The sequence below is a fragment of the Microbacterium sp. NPDC055455 genome (genome assembly GCF_053619935.1).
The window spans coordinates 18,466-35,335 of the sequence record NZ_JBSHLB010000007.1; the positions used below are offsets into that span (position 1 = coordinate 18,466).

Annotated in this window: 17 protein-coding genes and 1 tRNA gene; 10 read left to right on the forward strand and 8 right to left on the reverse strand. The window is 71.7% G+C overall.

Going from position 1 to position 16,870, the window contains the following annotated elements; genetic code table 11:
• Positions 1–72 precede the first annotated feature (72 nt).
• A complete protein-coding gene (locus ACWGUG_RS16000; RefSeq protein WP_336396494.1) occupies positions 73–1,509 on the reverse strand; it encodes a sugar porter family MFS transporter in 1,437 nt (478 codons plus the stop codon).
• 133 nt (positions 1,510–1,642) lie between these two features.
• Here ACWGUG_RS16000 and rsmA point away from each other — a divergent pair, with 133 nt between their 5' ends.
• Entirely contained in the window at positions 1,643–2,500 is an 858-nt protein-coding gene (gene rsmA / locus ACWGUG_RS16005) for a 16S rRNA (adenine(1518)-N(6)/adenine(1519)-N(6))-dimethyltransferase RsmA (protein ID WP_452325279.1), read from the forward strand.
• 120 nt (positions 2,501–2,620) lie between these two features.
• Positions 2,621–3,541 (forward strand): phosphodiesterase, encoded by a 921-nt coding sequence (locus tag ACWGUG_RS16010; protein ID WP_452325280.1) that lies wholly within the window; start codon positions 2,621–2,623, stop codon positions 3,539–3,541.
• Here ACWGUG_RS16010 and ACWGUG_RS16015 read toward each other — a convergent pair.
• Positions 3,489–5,075: a stealth conserved region 3 domain-containing protein gene (locus ACWGUG_RS16015; protein ID WP_452325281.1), complete on the reverse strand. Its 1,587-nt coding sequence runs from the start codon at positions 5,073–5,075 to the stop codon at positions 3,489–3,491. The two genes, ACWGUG_RS16010 and ACWGUG_RS16015, sit on opposite strands and share 53 nt — an antisense overlap.
• Before the next feature lie 183 nt (positions 5,076–5,258).
• On the opposite strand from ACWGUG_RS16015, the gene ACWGUG_RS16020 reads away from it, so the two are divergent.
• Genes ACWGUG_RS16020 through ACWGUG_RS16030 form a run of 3 tightly spaced genes read left to right on the forward strand, consistent with a single transcriptional unit; the run spans position 5,259 to position 8,677 of the window.
• The gene (locus ACWGUG_RS16020; protein ID WP_452325282.1) at positions 5,259–6,326 is read left to right on the forward strand and encodes an aldo/keto reductase; all 1,068 of its coding nucleotides are present in this window, start codon (positions 5,259–5,261) and stop codon (positions 6,324–6,326) included.
• Entirely contained in the window at positions 6,323–7,249 is a 927-nt protein-coding gene (locus ACWGUG_RS16025) for a 4-(cytidine 5'-diphospho)-2-C-methyl-D-erythritol kinase (RefSeq protein ID WP_336396489.1), read from the forward strand. The genes ACWGUG_RS16020 and ACWGUG_RS16025 overlap by 4 nt, the downstream gene beginning before the upstream one ends.
• A 48-nt stretch (positions 7,250–7,297) precedes the next feature.
• On the forward strand, positions 7,298–8,677 hold the full coding sequence (locus ACWGUG_RS16030) for a GNAT family N-acetyltransferase (RefSeq protein WP_452325283.1): 1,380 nt from the start codon (positions 7,298–7,300) through the stop codon (positions 8,675–8,677).
• A 7-nt stretch (positions 8,678–8,684) separates the two neighbouring features.
• On the opposite strand, the gene ACWGUG_RS16035 is transcribed toward ACWGUG_RS16030, so the two are convergent.
• From ACWGUG_RS16035 to ACWGUG_RS16055, 5 genes are read right to left on the reverse strand one after another with little or no spacing between them, the layout of a single operon-like run.
• Complete coding sequence (locus ACWGUG_RS16035; RefSeq protein WP_336396487.1) at positions 8,685–9,050, reverse strand: rhodanese-like domain-containing protein; 366 nt, start codon at positions 9,048–9,050, stop codon at positions 8,685–8,687.
• Between the two features lie 57 nt (positions 9,051–9,107).
• Positions 9,108–9,350 carry a hypothetical protein gene (locus tag ACWGUG_RS16040; protein WP_336396486.1) on the reverse strand — a complete coding sequence of 81 codons (243 nt, stop codon included), beginning with the start codon at positions 9,348–9,350 and terminating at the stop codon, positions 9,108–9,110.
• Between the two features lie 40 nt (positions 9,351–9,390).
• Complete coding sequence (locus tag ACWGUG_RS16045; protein WP_452325284.1) at positions 9,391–10,833, reverse strand: MBL fold metallo-hydrolase; 1,443 nt, start codon at positions 10,831–10,833, stop codon at positions 9,391–9,393.
• A 21-nt stretch (positions 10,834–10,854) separates the two neighbouring features.
• Positions 10,855–11,235 (reverse strand): thioredoxin, encoded by a 381-nt coding sequence (gene trxA, locus ACWGUG_RS16050; RefSeq protein WP_336396484.1) that lies wholly within the window; start codon positions 11,233–11,235, stop codon positions 10,855–10,857.
• A gap of 11 nt (positions 11,236–11,246) precedes the next feature.
• Positions 11,247–11,432 (reverse strand): hypothetical protein, encoded by a 186-nt coding sequence (locus tag ACWGUG_RS16055; RefSeq protein WP_336396483.1) that lies wholly within the window; start codon positions 11,430–11,432, stop codon positions 11,247–11,249.
• Positions 11,433–11,535: 103 nt separating this feature from the next.
• Here ACWGUG_RS16055 and ACWGUG_RS16060 point away from each other — a divergent pair, with 103 nt between their 5' ends.
• Together ACWGUG_RS16060 and ACWGUG_RS16065 are read left to right on the forward strand one after the other, a co-directional pair.
• Entirely contained in the window at positions 11,536–11,820 is a 285-nt protein-coding gene (locus tag ACWGUG_RS16060; protein ID WP_378881520.1) for a metal-sensitive transcriptional regulator, read from the forward strand.
• 10 nt (positions 11,821–11,830) lie between these two features.
• On the forward strand, positions 11,831–13,630 hold the full coding sequence (locus tag ACWGUG_RS16065; RefSeq protein ID WP_452325285.1) for an ABC-F family ATP-binding cassette domain-containing protein: 1,800 nt from the start codon (positions 11,831–11,833) through the stop codon (positions 13,628–13,630).
• 11 nt (positions 13,631–13,641) lie between these two features.
• Here the strand turns inward: ACWGUG_RS16065 and ACWGUG_RS16070 are convergent, their stop codons facing one another.
• On the reverse strand, positions 13,642–14,145 hold the full coding sequence (locus ACWGUG_RS16070) for a MarR family winged helix-turn-helix transcriptional regulator (RefSeq protein ID WP_336396480.1): 504 nt from the start codon (positions 14,143–14,145) through the stop codon (positions 13,642–13,644).
• A gap of 99 nt (positions 14,146–14,244) precedes the next feature.
• Here ACWGUG_RS16070 and ACWGUG_RS16075 point away from each other — a divergent pair.
• From ACWGUG_RS16075 to ACWGUG_RS16085, 3 genes are all read left to right on the forward strand, one after another.
• Positions 14,245–14,316 (forward strand) — tRNA-Gln (locus ACWGUG_RS16075).
• Between the two features lies 1 nt (position 14,317).
• On the forward strand, positions 14,318–15,790 hold the full coding sequence (gene glmU, locus ACWGUG_RS16080; RefSeq protein ID WP_336396479.1) for a bifunctional UDP-N-acetylglucosamine diphosphorylase/glucosamine-1-phosphate N-acetyltransferase GlmU: 1,473 nt from the start codon (positions 14,318–14,320) through the stop codon (positions 15,788–15,790).
• A complete protein-coding gene (locus ACWGUG_RS16085; RefSeq protein WP_336396478.1) occupies positions 15,765–16,799 on the forward strand; it encodes a ribose-phosphate diphosphokinase in 1,035 nt (344 codons plus the stop codon). The genes glmU and ACWGUG_RS16085 overlap by 26 nt, the downstream gene beginning before the upstream one ends.
• The last annotated feature ends 71 nt before the right edge of the window (positions 16,800–16,870 follow it).

Below are 16,870 nucleotides of genomic sequence, written 5' to 3' on the forward strand. Positions count from 1 at the left end.
CATCCTACGATCGCCGGGAGCGCGCCGACGCCTCGGTCGGGGCGGCCAGGGGCGCGCCCCGCGAGCCGGCCCCTACGAGGCCCTCCGGCGCGCGGGCGAGTCGACCATGGACTCCAGAGTCTGCCCCTTCGTCTCGCGGACGTACCGGATCACGAAGAAGATCGCCACGAACGCGAAGAACGTGTACACGCCGTACGCGAGTCCGAGCCCGACCGCGGCGAGTGCGGGGAACGTCGTGGAGATGACGAAGTTCGCAGCCCACTGGGCGGCCGCGGCGACCGACAGCGCCACCGCGCGGATGCGGTTGCTGAACATCTCGCCCAGCAGCACCCAGACGACCGGCCCCCACGACGCTCCGAAGAAGACGACGTAGAGGTTCGCCGCCAGCAGCGCGATCGTGCCGGCCGCACCCTCCAGGACGGGCTCGCCGTCGACGATCGGGGCCGAGGCGAAGATCACCGTCAGCACGCCGAGGCACACGAACTGACCCATCGCGCCGATGAGCAGCAGCGGCCTGCGGCCGACGCGGTCGATGAGCATGATCGCGACGATCGTGGTGACGATGTTCGTGACCGAGGTGATGACGGTGATCGTGAGCGAGTCCTGCTCGGTGAAGCCGACCGCCTGCCACAGCGTCGTGGAGTAGTAGAAGATCACGTTGATGCCCGTGAACTGCTGGAGCACCGACAGGCCGATGCCGATCCAGACGATCGGCAGCAGGCCGAGGGCGTTGCCGCGGAGGATGCGGAATCGCGGCCGGTCCTCCTTGCCCTCGACGGTCTTCAGGATGTCGGTCGAGGTCTTCTCCACGTCGCCGCCCACGTACCGCGACAGCACGTCCTTGGCCCGCTTCATCTCACCGCGCGCGATGAGGTATCGCGGCGACTCGGGGATCGTGAGCGCGAGGGCGCCGTAGATCACCGCGGGGACGAGCTCCGACAGGAACATCCACCGCCACGCCTCGAGGCCGAGCAGCCACGGAGCGGTGGCGGTGCCCGCGGCGGCGACGATGGCGGCGTCGGTGAGGAGCGCCACGAAGATGCCCGTGACGATCGCCATCTGCTGCAGCGAGCCCAGGCGTCCGCGGTACGCCGGGGGTGAGACCTCGGCGATGTAGGCGGGGGCGATGACGGATGCCGCGCCCACGCCCAGACCGCCCACCACCCGCCAGAACGACAGGTCCCACACGCTGAAGGCGAGGCCGCAGCCGAGGGCGCTCGCGACGAACAGGATCGCGGCGATGATCATCACGCGGATGCGGCCGTACCGGTCCGCGATGCGTCCGGCGAACCACGCTCCGATCGCACAGCCGATGAGGGCCGAGGCGACCGAGAAGCCCAGGAGGAAGGGTCCGGTCTGGAACTGCTCGCCGATCGCGCTCACCGCGCCGTTGATCACGGCGGTGTCGAAGCCGAACAGGAACCCGCCGAGCGCGGCGGTCGAGGCGACGAGCACCACCCTCGCGAGCGGGACCGAGACGTCGTGACCGGACGTGTGCGCCGAAGTCATGGGATGGATCCTCCTCGTTCGCCCGGCACGCGGTTCCCGCCTGCACTGGGGCACACCCTGGCGTGGCGCTGGCGACGCTGTCAAGGCGTTGCGCGGGTCCGGGCGACCTGCATCGCGCGGCTACAGTGAGTGCATGCCCGTGACACTGCTCGGTGCGGCCGAGATCCGCTCGCTGGCCGCAGAACTCGACGTCACGCCGACGAAGAAGCTCGGGCAGAACTTCGTGGTCGACGCGAACACCGTGCGCAAGATCGTGGCCGTCGCCCAGGTCTCGGCGGGCGACCGCGTGGTGGAGGTGGGGCCCGGTCTCGGGTCGCTGACCCTCGCCATCCTCGAGGCCGGGGCATCGGTCACCGCCGTCGAGATCGACCACCGTCTGGCCGAGCGGCTGCCGGCCACGGCGGCAGCCCACGGCGTCGACGACGGCGCGCTCACCGTGGTGGACGCCGACGCGCTGCGCGTCACGGCGCTGCCCGGCGACCCGGCGGTGCTGGTGGCGAACCTGCCCTACAACGTCAGCGTGCCGGTGCTCCTGCATTTCCTCGAGACGTTCCCGGGCCTCGAACGGGGCGTGGTGATGGTGCAGGCCGAGGTCGGCGAGCGCCTGGCCGCGGCGCCGGGTTCGAAGGTGTACGGCGCGCCGAGCGTCAAGGCGGCGTGGTACGGACCGTGGCGACTGGCCGGCACGGTGTCGCGGCAGGTGTTCTGGCCGGTGCCCAACGTCGACTCCGTGCTGGTGGGCTTCCGCCGCGATCCCGAGCCGCGCGGCGACGAGGCGCTGCGGCGCCGCACCTTCGGCATCGTCGACGCGGCGTTCCAGCAGCGGCGCAAGATGCTGCGCCAGGCGCTGTCGCAGGTGCTCGGCGGATCATCCACCGCGGCATCCGCCGTCCTCGAGTCCGCGGGCGTGGCGCCGACGGCGCGCGGCGAGGACCTCTCCGTCGACGACTACATGCGGATCGCCCGCGCGGCGGAGCCGCTGGAAAGGTGATATTCAGCGGATCTTCACCGCGTCGTCGGAGACCTTTCGAAACAAGCCGGTAACATTCCGAGCGTCCGCCGTCCGGTTACACTGGCAGATCGCCATCCGGCGGACCGGAGTGAACCCGACATGCGCACCGCCGAGTACCCGGCCCCCGAACGCATCCTGCTGCACCTGAGCGACACCCACCTCCGGGATGCCGCCACCCCGCGCCTCTTCGACGCCGTCGACGGCGCCGAGCGTCTGGCGCAGACCATCGACGCCATCGAGGCGAGCGGAATCCTGCCCGACGCGATCGTCGTCACCGGCGATCTCGCCGACCTCGGCGAGCCGGGCGCCTACGCCGCGCTGAGGGCGCTCGTCGAGCCCTTCGCCGCGCGCCTCGGCGCGCACGTGCTGTGGGTGATGGGCAACCACGACGACCGCGGCGCCTTCCGTGCGGGCCTCCTCGACGAGGCATCCGCCGCCCTCCCGGTGGACCGGGTCGACGAGCTCGACGGCCTCCGGGTCGTCACGCTCGACACGACCGTGCCCGGCCACCACCACGGTGAGGTGAGCGAGGCGCAGCTGGAGTGGCTCCGCGACGTGCTGGCCACGCCTGCGCCGCTGGGCTCGATCCTCGCGATGCACCACCCGCCGGTGCCGAGCGTCCTGCCCCTGGCGGCCAGCGTCGAGCTGCGGGATCAGCGCCGGCTCGCCGACGTGCTGCGCGCCACCGACGTGCGCGGGATCATCGCCGGCCACCTGCACTACTCCACCTTCGCGACGTTCGCCGGCATCCCGGTCTCGGTCGCGTCATCGACCTGCTACGCGCAGGACCTCACCGTGCCGGTCGGCGGCACGCGGCCTCAGGACGGCGCGCAGGCGTTCAACATCGTGCACGTCTACGACGACACGGTGGTGCACTCGGTCGTGCCGGTCGACGCGCCGCGCACGCTCGAGCACATCGACGCGGCGGAGGCCGCCCGCCGGCTCGCGTCCGCCGGCGTGGCGCCCGTCATCGCCGAGCGGAGGGATGCGCCGACCGAGCCGATTCCCGTGCTGCGCTGAGCTCGTCGCGCTCCCACGGGGCGCGCACCGGGAAAAGGCGCTCCAGCGCGTCGCGGATCGCCCGTACGCGGATCTCCTCCGGCACCTCGACCTCGCCGCCGTCGTTGAGGCAGAACATGTCGGCGTCGGCGCGCTCGGTGAGCCGCTGCATCCGGCGCAATCCGGACGCGACCGTCGTCTGCACGTAACGCACCCGCGGGGCGCGCGTCGAGATCGCCCGGCCCGTGAGCAGCGCGTAGTAGTGGTAGAGGCTGTTGGTCACCGAGATGTCGGTGGCGGAGCGGAAGCGGGATGCCGCGGTCCGCGCGAAGTCCTCGGGGAAGGCCGCCTCGAGCTCGGCCATGACGCTCTTGCGCAGCGGTGCGGCGCAGTGCTCCAGGTCGCGGACGATCGTGCGGGCGAACCGTTCGCGCAGGAGCGCGCGGTTCACCCGCAGACCGTTGTCGTGGCCGCTGCGGTGCGGCGCCGGGGCACCGGCCCCGATACGCACCTCGCACTCGACGAACTTCGTGACGCCGCCGGGCGTGAAGAACAGCTCGGGCTCGACGGGGCGGCCGAAGAACATGTCGTCGTTGGAGTAGAGGAAGTGCTCGGCGAGGCCGGGGATGCGATGCAGCTGCGCCTCGATCGCGTGCGAGTTGTGCGTCGGCAGCACCGACGGGTCTGCGAAGAACTCCTCGCTGCGCACGATCGTCACCTTGGGGTGGTCGAGCAGCCACGACGGGGCGGGGGAGTCGGTGGCGATGAAGATGCGACGGACCCACGGTGCGTACATGTGGACGCTGCGCAGGGCGTACCGCAGCTCGTCGACGTGCCGGTAGCGGGCGGGGCCGTCGTCGCCGTCGCCGACCACGTACTCGGCCATCTGGGCGGCGCGCTGCCGCTGGAACTCGCTGGTCGAGCCGTCGACCCACGAGAAGACGATGTCGATGTCGTCGACGACCTCCAGCGGCTGCGGATCGAACATCCCCGCGACGGATCGCCACGGGCGCCCGTGCCGCTCGACGGTCTCGTACGCGATGTCGTCCGTAGCCGTGACGCGGCGCGTCAGCGCGTTGTCGCGCGGCGCGTCGACGGTGTCGGCGCCGAAGCGCCAGAACTCCAGGTGCACGCCCCACGCCGCGCCGTAGCGATGCCCGCCCGAGCTCGTCAGCCGCGGGCGGTACACCCGAACGACGGAGGGGGCGTCCGAGAGCGCGGGCGCGTCGCACGCCAGTACCGGGGCCCGGCCCTTCGCCTTCAGGTACAGCGGCTCCCGGTCGCACACGGCCGCGAGGGCCGCCTGCGCGGCCTCGCGTCGGCTGACATCGACCACGAGCGCGGGAAGCCTGCGGTCATGACGGATGAGGAGCACATCGATGCCCGCCTCCTCGAGCACGGAGGCGACCAGGAGCAGATCGGCCTCGCGCGCCTGGTGCGGGGCGAGGTCGTCGTGCACGAGATGGAGGACTCCGCGATCGACGACCACGTCAGGACGCTCGATGAGCGCGGTCGACGGGTCGGTGGCACGGGGCAGCGCAGACAGCACGGTCATGCAGTCCTCCTTCTGGGGCGAGGCGAGGCGGGGTGGTGGCGCGCGGCGGGGCTCACGCCTGGTGACGCCACCATAAAGAGGTTCCGTTACGCGGACGTTTCGGGCCAGGCCCTTGACACGCTGTCCGAGGGTGTGCGTGCCCGAACCCCTGCACGTCGCCGCCGACGTCGCTAGCCTGGACCGGTGACCGAAGACGCGCGCTACCTGTCCCGTGGAGGAGACCTCCACCGCCCCTACACCGCCGACGCCGACCGCTACGCGAGGTCATCCTACCGCCGTGTCGGGACGTCGGGACTCACGCTGCCGCCGGTCTCGCTGGGGCTGTGGTGGAACTTCGGCGACAACATCCCGTTCGACGACCAGCGCGCGCTGCTGCGTCACGCGTTCGACCGGGGCATCACCCATTTCGACCTCGCGAACAACTACGGCCCGCCCTACGGCACGGCCGAGACGAACTTCGGCCGGATGATGCGGGAGGACTTCGCCCCGTACCGGGACGAGCTCATCATCTCGTCGAAGGCGGGCTACGACATGTGGCACGGCCCGTACGGCAACGGCGGGTCGCGGAAGTACATCATCGCCAGCGCCGAGCAGTCCCTGAAGCGGATGAGCATCGACTACGTCGACATCTTCTACTCCCACCGCGTCGACCCGGACGTGCCGATCGAGGAGACCGTCGGAGCCCTCGACACCCTCGTGCGGCAGGGCAAGGCGCTCTACGTCGGCATCTCGTCGTACAGCGCCGAGCGCACGGCGGTGGCGGCATCCGTCGCCCGGTCGCTCGGCACTCCGCTGGTGATCCACCAGCCCGCGTACTCGATCCTCAACCGCTGGGTCGAGGACGGCCTGACGGGCGTGCTGAAGAAGGAGGGCATGGGGGCGATCGCCTTCACGCCGCTGGCGCAGGGCCTGCTCACCGACAAGTACCTCGCCGGCGGCACCGCCGACCGCGCCCAGCAGCGGGCCTCGCTTCCCGGCGGCCCGCTCAGCGACAGGGGCCTGTCGACGCTGCGCTCGCTCGACGTCATCGCGAAGGAGCGAGGGCAGTCCCTGGCGCAGATGGCGATCCAGTGGGTGCTCCGCGAACCGGTGGTCGCCTCGGCGCTCATCGGTGCGTCGCGTCCCGCGCAGCTCGACGAGAACCTCAAGGCGCTCGACGGTCCCGCCTTCACGATGGAGGAGGAGGAGCGCATCGACGCCCTGTCGGACGGGATCGACGTGGACCTCTGGGCGGAATCGGCGAACCGGTGAGCCAGGCCCTCGCCGCCGACGGCGTCAGGGTTCGGGCGCCGGGAAAGCTGAACCTCTTCTTCGAGGTCGGCGGCGTGCAGTCCGACGGCTACCACGATGTGGCGTCGGCATATCAGGCGGTTTCGCTGTACGAAGACGTGTGGGCGACGCCCAGCGACGATTTCACGGTCGCCGTCACGGGGACGGTCGACGTCTCGGGCGTGCCCGCCGACGACCGCAACCTCGCGGTGCGTGCCGCGAGGCTCGTCGCGCAGCGGATCGGCCACACGGGCGGCGCGCATCTCGACATCGTCAAGCACGTGCCGGTCGCCGGCGGCATGGGGGGAGGATCCGCGGATGCCGCGGCCGCCCTCGTCGCGTGCGATGCGCTGTGGGGCGCCGAGCTCGGCACGGCCGAGCTGCTCAAGCTCGCGTCGCGCCTGGGGGCCGATGTGCCCTTCGCGCTGCTGGGCGGCACGGCGATCGGCACCGGCAGGGGCGACCAGCTGAGCCCCGCCCTGGCGAAGGGACGATTCGACTGGGTGGTGGTCCCCTCGGACGCCGGGCTGTCGACGCCCGAGGTGTACGCGCACCTCGACGAGCTGCGGGATCGCCCCGACATCGCCGCCGGCGCCCGGGTGCCCGCCGTCGAACCGGGCGTGCTGCAGGCCCTGCGCGCGGGCGACCCCGTCGCGCTGGCCGAGCACACCCGCAACGACCTGCAGATCGCCGCGCTCTCGCTGCGCCCCGAGCTGCGCGAGGTGCTGGAGCTCGGCGAGCAGTCCGGCGCTCTGAGCGGGATGGTCTCGGGATCGGGGCCGACGCTCGCCTTCCTCGCCGTCGACCCGGAGGCGGCGCTCGAGGTCCAGATCACGCTGTCGGCTGCGGGGTACGAGGCGCTGCACGTGCACGGTCCCGTCGCCGGAGCCCGCGTGCTGCCGTAGCACGCCGCATCGACTCAGGCCGCGCCCCGCGGCAGACACGGAGGATCCATGAACGAGCCCGACGCCCACGCCCCTGCCGGCGAGTCCGACCGCGCGGCCTTCCGCGCCGGCGACGTCGACGCCCGGTCCCGCGAGAGCCTCGCCCGCACCGGTCTGGACTATCGCCGCGTCGCCGTCGACGGCGACGGGTATGCGCCCTGGCTGCAGTCGGTCGCGCGCGGCTTCCAGGACGGCGAGCGCAGCGACGAGCAGATCGCCGCTGCGCGCGAGCGCAGCGGATACCGCAGGCTCACCGGCGTCTTCGACGGCGCGGGACCCGCGCCCGAGACCCCGGTGGCGACCATCGCGTCGTGGATCGGCGAGCTCACGGTGCCCGGTGGCGGCGTCATCCCGTCGTGCGCGATCTCCGCCGTCACGGTGGCGCCGACGCACCGCCGGCGCGGCGTGGCGCGCGCGATGCTCGAGGGCGAGCTGCGCGCAGCCCGGGACGCCCGCGTGCCCATGGCGATGCTCACCGTGAGCGAGTCGACCCTGTACGGACGCTACGGCTTCGGGCCGGCGGCGGCGGGGGCCTCGTGGCGCATCGAGACCAGGCGCGCGGGGTGGGTGGGTCCTCGGCCCGACGGGCGCATCGACTTCATCAGCCGCGAGCGGGTGCGCGAGCTGCTGCCGATGCTGCACGAGCGCGTCCGCCGGCGGACCGCGGGCGAGATCGACGTGCCCGGAGGTCACTGGGACGGCTTCGCCGGTACGAACCCCACGGCCGAGAAGGCCGGGGACAGGCGCGCGGTGCAGTACGCCGATGCCGACGGCGAGGTCCGCGGCGCGGCGGTGTACACGGTGCGCGAGAACCACGACGACTTCACGAAGGCGACCGTGGAGGTCCGCTACCTGCTGGCCGAGACGGATGCCGCCTATGCCGCGCTGTGGCGGTTCCTGCTCGAGCTCGATCTGGTGGCCGAGGTGCACGCGGCGGAGCTTTCGGCGGACGAGCCGCTGCTGTGGATGATCGCCGACCAGCGCGCTGCGAAGGTGACGGTGCGCGACCACCAGTACGTGCGGATCATCGATGTGGTCACCGCGCTGGAGGCGCGCCGGTACGGTGCCGCGGGGCGTGTCGTGCTCGACGTCTCCGATCCGCTGGACCTCGCCGGCGGGCGCTGGCTGCTCGAGGTGGACGAGGCCGGCGCGGGCCGCGTCCGGCGCCTCGCGGACGACGAGGAGCCGGACGCGCCGGTGGTCGAGCTGGGCATCGCCGAGCTGTCGGCGACCTACCTCGGCGGCGTCTCGCTCGCGACGCTCGCCGCGGCCGGCCGGGTGCGTGTGACGGATGCCTCGCACGAGGGCCCCGACGGCACCGGGCCGATCGCCGCGGCGACGCGCCTGCTGTCCTGGCACACGACGCCGCGCCTCAGCTTCTGGTACTGATCGCCGGTCAGCCCACGACGGGGAGCTGCGTCGACTGCGCGGCCTGGTCGAGTGAGCCGAGGTCGGTCACATCGGTGAACCCGGCGTCCTGCATGAGCCGGACGGCCTGGGCGGAGCGGTTGCCCGACCGGCAGTAGACGAGGTACTCCGCGTCCTGCTCGAGCGTCGCGAGGGCCGCGGACAGCTCTCCCGAGGTGACGTCGAGATTCTCCGCTCCGTCGAGGTGGCCTGCCGCGTACTCCTGCGCCGTGCGCACGTCGATGATGATCGCCTCATCGCTGACGTCGACGGGCGACGCGGCGGCGCCGGCGCAGCCGGTGAGGGTCAGCGCGAGCGCCGCGGCGCCCAGGATGATCGCGGGGATGCGGGACATGGTGTTCTCCTTGTGATGCGGGGGAATGGGGGAGGGGGAAGGGGGTGGGTCCTGCCGTCAGCCGGGCGCGAGCGCCAGCAGCCGGGGAAGCTCCTGGGAGAGCACGAATGCACCCATGGCGAGGACGAAGACGCCGAAGCCCGTCCGCAGCGCGCGCTCGGGGAGTCGTCCGGCGAGGGCGCTGCCGACGAAGGATCCGGCGACGGCGGTGCCGGTCGAGCCGCCGCCGCCGAGGAGGCCGAGCAGGACGCCGACGACCACTGCGAGCAGCAGCCCTGCGACGAAATGACTGGGGTCCATGGCGGATCTCCGGGTGGTGCCGGGCTGCGCGCAGGGCGCGCTATGCCGCGAGCGTGGTGTCGGACGCGGTCTCGTCGGTCACCGGCACATTGCCCGGGACGGCCAGCCAGCCGAGGTACGACCCGTCGAGCTCGACGACGTCGAACCCGTCGCGGCGCAGGGCGCTGGCCGTGACGCTGTTGCGCACGCCGCTCTGGCAGTACGTGACGATCGTGCCTGACCCCGCGAGCCGGGCCCGCTCCCACAGGGCGCGCCCGCCGCTGAGCTGCTGCGCGCCGGGCAGGTGCCCCGCCGCGTACTCCGTCCTGATGCGCACGTCCAGCAGGAGCGAGTGCGGGAATTCGCCGAGGGCGTCCGGCGCCACCGTGGCGGGCGTGACGAGGTCGAGGCCCGCGAGAGACGTCGCGAAGCCGGCGACCGCGTCGATCCCGACGCGGACCAGATGATCGCGCAGCTCGTCGGCGTGTTCGCGGTCCTCCGCCAGGACGACCAGCGGACGGCTCTCGCGCTCGGGGTCGTACACCCACGCGCCGTAGGTGGCGGCCTTCGCCGCACCCGGGATGTTGAGCGAACGGGCGACCGTCCCCTCGTGCACCTGGCGGTGGTGGCGGGTGTCGACGAAGATCACCTCACCGGCGGACAGCGCCGCCCGCAGGCGGTCGGGTGCGTATTCGACCAGCGGGGGCCGGGGCCCGAGGACGGCGGGGCCGCTCTTGTTCTGCGCCTTCATCCGTGCGAAGTACGCGTGGGCGTCGGGCTGGCCGCTGAGCAGCTCGTCGACGAAGCCCTGCTCGTCGTCGTCGCGGAGATAGCGGCTCCACCACGCGAAGGCGCGCTCGTAGCCCACGGTCGACGTCGGCACCGCGCCGAGCGCCTTGCCGCACGCGCTTCCCGAGCCGTGCGCGGGGAGCACCTGCACGTAGTCGGGCAGTGTGAGGAACTTGTCGCGCAGACTCGCGAAGAGGTCCCGGGCTCCGGAAAAGCGCGTGTCGACGCCGCCCGCCACTTCGTCCAGCAGATCGGGACGCCCGATGTCGCCGACGAACACGAAGTCGCCGGTGAGCATGAAACCGGGGGCGTCGGCATAGGCGCCGTCGGTGACGAGGAATGACAGGTGCTCGGGGGTGTGGCCCGGGGTGTGCACCGCCGTGACGGTGATGTTGCCGATCCGGATCTCGTGACCGTCCTTCATCCTCACCGCGTCGGCGAACCCGCTGCCGTACGTCCAGTCGGGCCCGCCCTCGTCGGAGACGTGCATCGTCGCGCCGGTCCTGGCGGCGAGCTCGCGCGTGCCGGACAGGTAGTCCGCGTGGATGTGGGTCTCGGTCACCGCGGTGATCTTCATCCCGTTCTTGCGGGCGATCTCGAGATAGACCTCGACGTCGCGGCGCGGGTCGACGACGATCGCCACGCCCTGGGCCTGGCATCCGATCACGTAGCTCGCCTGAGCGAGGTCCTCGTCGTAGATGTGCTCGAGCAGCATGTCGCGTCTCCGTCGTCTGGCTCAGGCGGCGTCCGCGCCGCGGGCTTCGTGTGCGGCGATCTGTCGCCGGACGTCGTCCATGTCGAGGGCGCGGGCGCCCGCGACGAGCTGTTCGAGCTGAGGCGCGGCGAGGGCGCCCGGCTGCGAGAAGACGAGGATGCCGTCGCGGAAGACCATCAGGGTGGGGATCGAGGTGATCCGCATCGCCGCGGCGAGCTGCTGCTCGGCCTCGGTGTCGACCTTCGCGAACACGATGTCGGGGTGCCGGGCGGCGGCCTGCTCGAACACCGGTGCGAACGCCCGGCAGGGGCCGCACCACGCGGCCCAGAAGTCGACGAGGACGATGCCCTCGCCGGTCACGGTGGTCTCGAAGTCGGCGGCGGTGAGTGCTGTCGTGGTCATGGGGTCCGGTCCTATCGGCTGAAGAGGCGTGCGAAGAATCCGCCGCTCGTCGCGGTGGCGGCGTCGCGCTGTGCTGCGGTGTGGTTGCCGTCGCACCACTGCGACGCCGGCACGGTCCGCTTCACGGACTGCACATGCTGTCCGCATCCGGCCCACGTCGTCTTCCCGCAGATGCGGCATGTCGTTGCTCGGCACATGGATCCCACTCGCTTCCGTTGATTGGATGAATACCCTGGGGGGTATCCCGAACTATACCCCACGGGGTATTATCGATGTCAAATCCGATCGGAAGGACCCGCCATGACGGACGCCACTGGGGCCATCTCGGCCTACGACCCCGAGGCTCAGCGCAAGATCGCCAACCGGCTGCGACGGGCGCACGGCCAGCTCGCCGCCGTCATCGCGGCGGTGGAGGGCGACGCGCACTGCCGCGACGTCGTCCAGCAGCTCTCGGCCGTCTCCAAAGCCATCGACCGGGCGGGCTTCCTCGTCATCTCGACAGCGCTGAAGGGGTGTCTGTCGGACCCCGACGCCGACGGCCCGCAGCCCGACGAGCTGGAGAAGCTGTTCCTCTCCCTCGCCTAGCCTGTAAGGGATGGCACATCTTCTGGGGGCCGAGGCCCTGCACCTGGAGTTCCCGACCAAGGTCGTCTTCGACCGCGTGTCGCTGGGCATCGACGAGGGCGACCGCATCGGCGTCGTCGGACGCAACGGCGACGGCAAGTCGAGCCTGCTGGCGATGCTCGCCGGCCGCCTCGAACCCGACGGCGGACGCGTCACCGTGCGCGGGGGCGTGCGGGTCGGGGTTCTCGACCAGGCCGACGTCCTCGACGAGGCGCTCACGGTGCGTCAGGCGGTCGTCGGCGACCGGCCGGATCACGAGTGGGCCGGCGACGCACGCGCGCGCGACGTCATCGCCGGACTCCTCGGCGACCTCGCCTGGGACGGGCCCGTCGCCGGGCTCTCCGGCGGCCAGCGGAGGCGCGTCTCACTCGCCGCCCTCCTCGTGGGCGACCACGACGTGCTGTTCCTCGACGAGCCGACGAACCACCTCGACGTCGAGGCGATCGCGTGGCTCGCCGACCACGTCAAGCGGCGCTGGCCCGCCAACCAGGGCGGACTGCTCGTCGTGACGCACGACCGGTGGTTCCTCGACGAGGTGTGCACGACGACCTGGGAGGTGCACGACCGCATCGTCGAGCCGTTCGAGGGCGGCTACGCGGCATACATCCTGCAGCGGGTCGAGCGGGACCGCCAGGCTGCCGTCATCGAGCAGCGGCGCCAGAACCTCGCACGCAAGGAGCTGGCGTGGCTGCGCCGCGGTGCGCCCGCGCGCACGTCGAAGCCGAAGTTCCGCATCGACGCCGCGAACGTGCTCATCGCCGACGTCCCCGAGATCCGCGACGCCACCGAGCTGCGCTCCCTCGCCGTCTCGCGGCTGGGGAAGGACGTCGTCGACCTTCTCGACGCGGGCGTCTCCTACGCCGGGCGTGAGGTGCTGCGGCCCGTCGAGTGGCGCATCGCACCGGGCGAGCGCACCGGCATCCTCGGCGTCAACGGCGCCGGCAAGTCGACGCTCCTCGGCCTGGTGTCCGGCGACGTCCAGCCGACGACGGGCCGCGTCAAGCGGGGGAAGACCGTCAAGGTCGCGACGCTGACCCAGCGTCTCGACGAGCTCGACGAGCACCTCGACGATCCCGTGCGGGTCGTCATCGCGGGCCTGCGCACCACGTACACGTTCGGCAGCGGATCCAAGGCGCAGGAGCTGACGCCCGGACAGCTCCTCGAGCGCATGGGCTTCCTGAACGCGCAGCTCTCGACGCCGGTGAAGGACCTCTCCGGCGGGCAGAAGCGGCGGCTGCAGCTGCTGCTCATCCTCCTCGAGCAGCCCAACGTCCTCATCCTCGACGAGCCCACGAACGACCTCGACACCGACATGCTGGCCGCTATCGAGGACCTCCTCGACTCGTGGCCGGGGACGCTCCTGGTCGTCTCGCACGACCGTTACTTCCTCGAGCGCGTCACCGACCAGCAGTACGCGATCCTCGGCGGTCGCCTGCGTCACCTTCCCGGCGGCGTCGAAGAGTATCTGCGGCTGCGCGAGCGGGAGCGCGGGGCGTCGCCGGCGACCGAGAAGGCGACGGATGCCGCGCCCGCGGCGTCCCCCTCGCTGTCGGGGCAGGGGCTGCGGGCGGCGCAGAAGGAGGTCGCCGCGCTGGAGCGGCGGCTGGAGAAGCTCGAGTCGCAGATCGATGCGGCACGCACGGCGCTCGCCGACCACGACCAGTCGGACTACGTCGGCCTCGGCGCGGAGATGACGCGCATCGGCGAGCTCGAGAAGGAGCGGGACGGCGTCGAGGAGCGCTGGTTCGAGCTCACGGAGCAGATCGGCTGAGCGCCGTCCGCTCAGTCCGCGCTGTCGAACCCGAGGCTCAGCTTTCGCAGCAGCGCGGCCAGGCGGTCCCTGTCGGCGCGGGAGAGGCTCTCCAGCAGGAGCGCCTCGGCGTCGACGAGCCGTGTGATCGCGGCATCCACCCGGATCCTGCCCTCGTCGGTCAGCGTCACCAGCACGCTGCGGCCGTCGTCGGGGTCGGCCTCGCGCCGCACGAGGCGGCGGCCGACCAGCCGGTCGATGCGATTGGTCATGGTGCCGCTGGAGACGAGGGTCTGCTGCAGCAGCTGCTTCGGGCTGAGCTGGAACGGCTCGCCGGCGCGGCGCAGGGCCGACAGAACGTCCCATTCCCATGGCTCGAGCTCGCTGCGCCGGAAGGCGTCGCGGCGTGCGCGGTCGAGATGACGTGACAGCCGGTCGACGCGCGACAGCACGCCCAGCGGCGAGAAGTCGAGGTCGGGTCGCTGGGTGATCCACGCTTCGACGATGCGGTCCACCTCGTCGCTCTGCGCCGTCATGCCTTCATTATCGCGGGGCGCCGCGGCAGGTACCGCCATCGACAGGCTCAGTGACCGGTGGGCGGTCTGGCAGACTTGACGAGGCCGCGCGAGCGGCGGTCCGCCGTGGTGTAGTGGCAGCACGACAGCCTTTGGAGCTGTGAGGTCCAGGTTCGAGTCCTGGCGGCGGAGCATGACCGACACCCCCCGTGACACCCCCCTGGCCGTCATCGTGCTCGCCGCCGGGCAGGGCACGCGCATGAAGTCCTCGCTGCCGAAGGTGCTGCACCGCATCGGCGGCCGTCCGCTGGTCGGGCACGTGCTCGACACCGCGCTCTCCCTCCATCCGCAGCGCGTGGTCGTGGTCGTCCGCCACGAGCGCGATCTCGTGGCGGAGGCCGTCGCCGGCGCCGCGCCCGACGTCGTGGTGGTCGACCAGGACGAGATCCCCGGCACCGGCCGCGCGGTCGAGGTGGCCCTGGACGCGCTGGCCGACTTCGCCGGGGACGTGCTGGTCCTCAGCGGCGACGTGCCGCTGCTCGAGACCGACACGCTCGCCGCGCTCGTGCGCACGCACCGCGATCGCGCCGTCGCCGCGACGGTCCTGAGCGCCACGGTGGGCGACGCCACCGGCTACGGGCGCGTCATCCGCGACGCCGACGGCACCGTGTCGCGGATCGTCGAGCAGAAGGACGCCACCGCGGAGGAGGCATCCGTCACCGAGATCAACGCGGGCGTCTACGTCTTCCAGGCGACGGCGCTGCGCACCGAGCTCGCGCTCGTCGGCACCGCCAACGCACAGGGCGAGAAGTACCTCACCGACGTCGTTGCGCTGCTGCGCGGCGACGGGTTCGCCGTGGCGGCCCAGCCCGCGCCGGATGCCGCCGCCGCCCTGGGCGTGAACGACCGGGTCCAGCTCGCCGAGGCCGCCCGTGTGCTCAACGCGCGCACCGTGCGGCGGTGGCAGCTGGAGGGCGCGACGATCCTCGACCCGGCCACGACCTGGATCGACGTCGAGGCGAAGCTCGCGCCCGACGTGACGGTGCTGCCCAACACGCACATCCTGCGCGCGACGGTGATCGCCGGCGGCGCCACCGTCGGCCCCGACACCAGCCTCGTGGACTGCGAGGTCGGCGAGAACGCGGTCGTGACCCGCACCGACGCCACGCTGGCAGTCATCGGCGCCGGGGCGACGGTCGGCCCGTTCGCCTACCTCCGTCCGGGCACGTACCTCGGCGACAAGGGCAAGATCGGCACGTTCGTCGAGACGAAGAACTCGACCATCGGCGAGCGCAGCAAGGTGCCCCACCTGTCGTACATCGGCGACACGACGATCGGCAGGGGCGTCAACCTGGGCGCGGGCGCCATCACGGCCAACTACGACGACCTCACCAAGCACCGCACCGAGATCGGCGACGAGGTGCACGCCGGCTCGCACAACGTCTTCGTGGCGCCCGTTAGGATCGGAGACGGCGCGAAGACCGGAGCCGGGGCGGTCATCCGAAAGGATGTCCCCGCCGGCGCCCTCGCACTGAGCGTCGCCCCTCAGCGGAACGTCGAGGGGTGGGTCGAGAAGAACAGACCGGGAACAGGTGCGGCGGACGTCGCCGCCAAGGCCCGTGGCGCACAGAAGGCGGACGATGGCGCGCAAGAAGAAGACCGTTGAGCTCGACCGGGCGAACGACATCGCCCCCGGTCTCGTCGCGAAGACCAAGAAGCGCCTCGTCGTCGCACGCGGCAGCTCGCACCCCGAGCTGGCCGGCGAGGTCGCCGAGCAGCTGAGCACCGAGCTCGTCCCCACCGAGTACCGCACGTTCGCGTCGGGGGAGATCCTGACGCGCTTCGAGGTGTCGATCCGCGGCTGCGACCTCTTCCTCATCCAGAGCTTCGGGCCCCCGGTCAACGAGTGGATGATGGAGACCCTCATCATGCTCGACGCCGCCAAGCGCGCGTCGGCGAAGCGCATCACCGTCGTCGCCCCGTACTTCCCGTACTCGCGTCAGGACAAGAAGGGCAGAGGTCGCGAGCCGATCAGCGCCCGCCTGGTCGCCGACCTGTTCAAGACCGCCGGCGCCGATCGCATCATGAGCGTCGACCTGCACGCGGCGCAGATCCAGGGCTTCTTCGACGGCCCCGTCGACCACCTCTTCGCCAAGCCGGTGCTGCTGGAGTACTTCGAGAACACCCTGAGCGCGGAGGACCGTGACCGGCTCACGGTGGTCTCGCCCGACACCGGCCGCGTCCGCGTCGCCGACACGTGGTCCGACAGCCTCGGCGCGCCGCTGGCCATCATCCACAAGCGCCGCGACCCGAACGTCGCCAACCAGGTCACCGTCAACGAGATCGTCGGCGCCGTCGACGGCCGCGTGTGCCTCCTCGTCGACGACATGATCGACACCGGCGGCACCATCGTGAAGGCCGCAGAGGCCCTCAAGGCCAACGGCGCGGTCAAGGTCATCGTCGCCGCGACCCACGCGATCTTCAGCGACCCCGCGGCGCAGCGCCTGCAGAGCCCCGCCATCGACCAGGTCGTCGTCACCGACACGGTGCCGATCCCCGACGAGAAGCGCTTCCCGAGCCTTACGATTCTGCCTATCGCGCCGCTGCTCGCACGGGCGATCCACGAAGTGTTCGAGGACGGCTCCGTGACCAGCATGTTCGACGGGGCCGCCTGACGCCGACGCCGGACGAGGCGGCCCGGAACCCCGGGACCGGCCGGGGCGGCGGCACCGCAAGGACGGAGTGA

Bases quoted from the DNA above. Each gene is read 5' to 3' on its own strand.
- glmU (WP_336396479.1), top strand. From the start codon at position 14,318: ATGACCGACACCCCCCGTGACACCCCCCTGGCCGTCATCGTGCTCGCC.
- rsmA (WP_452325279.1), top strand. From the start codon at position 1,643: ATGCCCGTGACACTGCTCGGTGCGGCCGAGATCCGCTCGCTGGCCGCA.
- ACWGUG_RS16015 (WP_452325281.1), bottom strand. From the start codon at position 5,075: ATGACCGTGCTGTCTGCGCTGCCCCGTGCCACCGACCCGTCGACCGCG.
- trxA (WP_336396484.1), bottom strand. From the start codon at position 11,235: ATGACCACGACAGCACTCACCGCCGCCGACTTCGAGACCACCGTGACC.
- ACWGUG_RS16085 (WP_336396478.1), top strand. From the start codon at position 15,765: ATGGCGCGCAAGAAGAAGACCGTTGAGCTCGACCGGGCGAACGACATC.
- ACWGUG_RS16010 (WP_452325280.1), top strand. From the start codon at position 2,621: ATGCGCACCGCCGAGTACCCGGCCCCCGAACGCATCCTGCTGCACCTG.
- ACWGUG_RS16000 (WP_336396494.1), bottom strand. From the start codon at position 1,509: ATGACTTCGGCGCACACGTCCGGTCACGACGTCTCGGTCCCGCTCGCG.
- ACWGUG_RS16045 (WP_452325284.1), bottom strand. From the start codon at position 10,833: ATGCTGCTCGAGCACATCTACGACGAGGACCTCGCTCAGGCGAGCTAC.
- ACWGUG_RS16070 (WP_336396480.1), bottom strand. From the start codon at position 14,145: ATGACGGCGCAGAGCGACGAGGTGGACCGCATCGTCGAAGCGTGGATC.
- ACWGUG_RS16030 (WP_452325283.1), top strand. From the start codon at position 7,298: ATGAACGAGCCCGACGCCCACGCCCCTGCCGGCGAGTCCGACCGCGCG.
- ACWGUG_RS16040 (WP_336396486.1), bottom strand. From the start codon at position 9,350: ATGGACCCCAGTCATTTCGTCGCAGGGCTGCTGCTCGCAGTGGTCGTC.
- ACWGUG_RS16035 (WP_336396487.1), bottom strand. From the start codon at position 9,050: ATGTCCCGCATCCCCGCGATCATCCTGGGCGCCGCGGCGCTCGCGCTG.
- ACWGUG_RS16065 (WP_452325285.1), top strand. From the start codon at position 11,831: ATGGCACATCTTCTGGGGGCCGAGGCCCTGCACCTGGAGTTCCCGACC.
- ACWGUG_RS16055 (WP_336396483.1), bottom strand. From the start codon at position 11,432: ATGTGCCGAGCAACGACATGCCGCATCTGCGGGAAGACGACGTGGGCC.
- ACWGUG_RS16060 (WP_378881520.1), top strand. From the start codon at position 11,536: ATGACGGACGCCACTGGGGCCATCTCGGCCTACGACCCCGAGGCTCAG.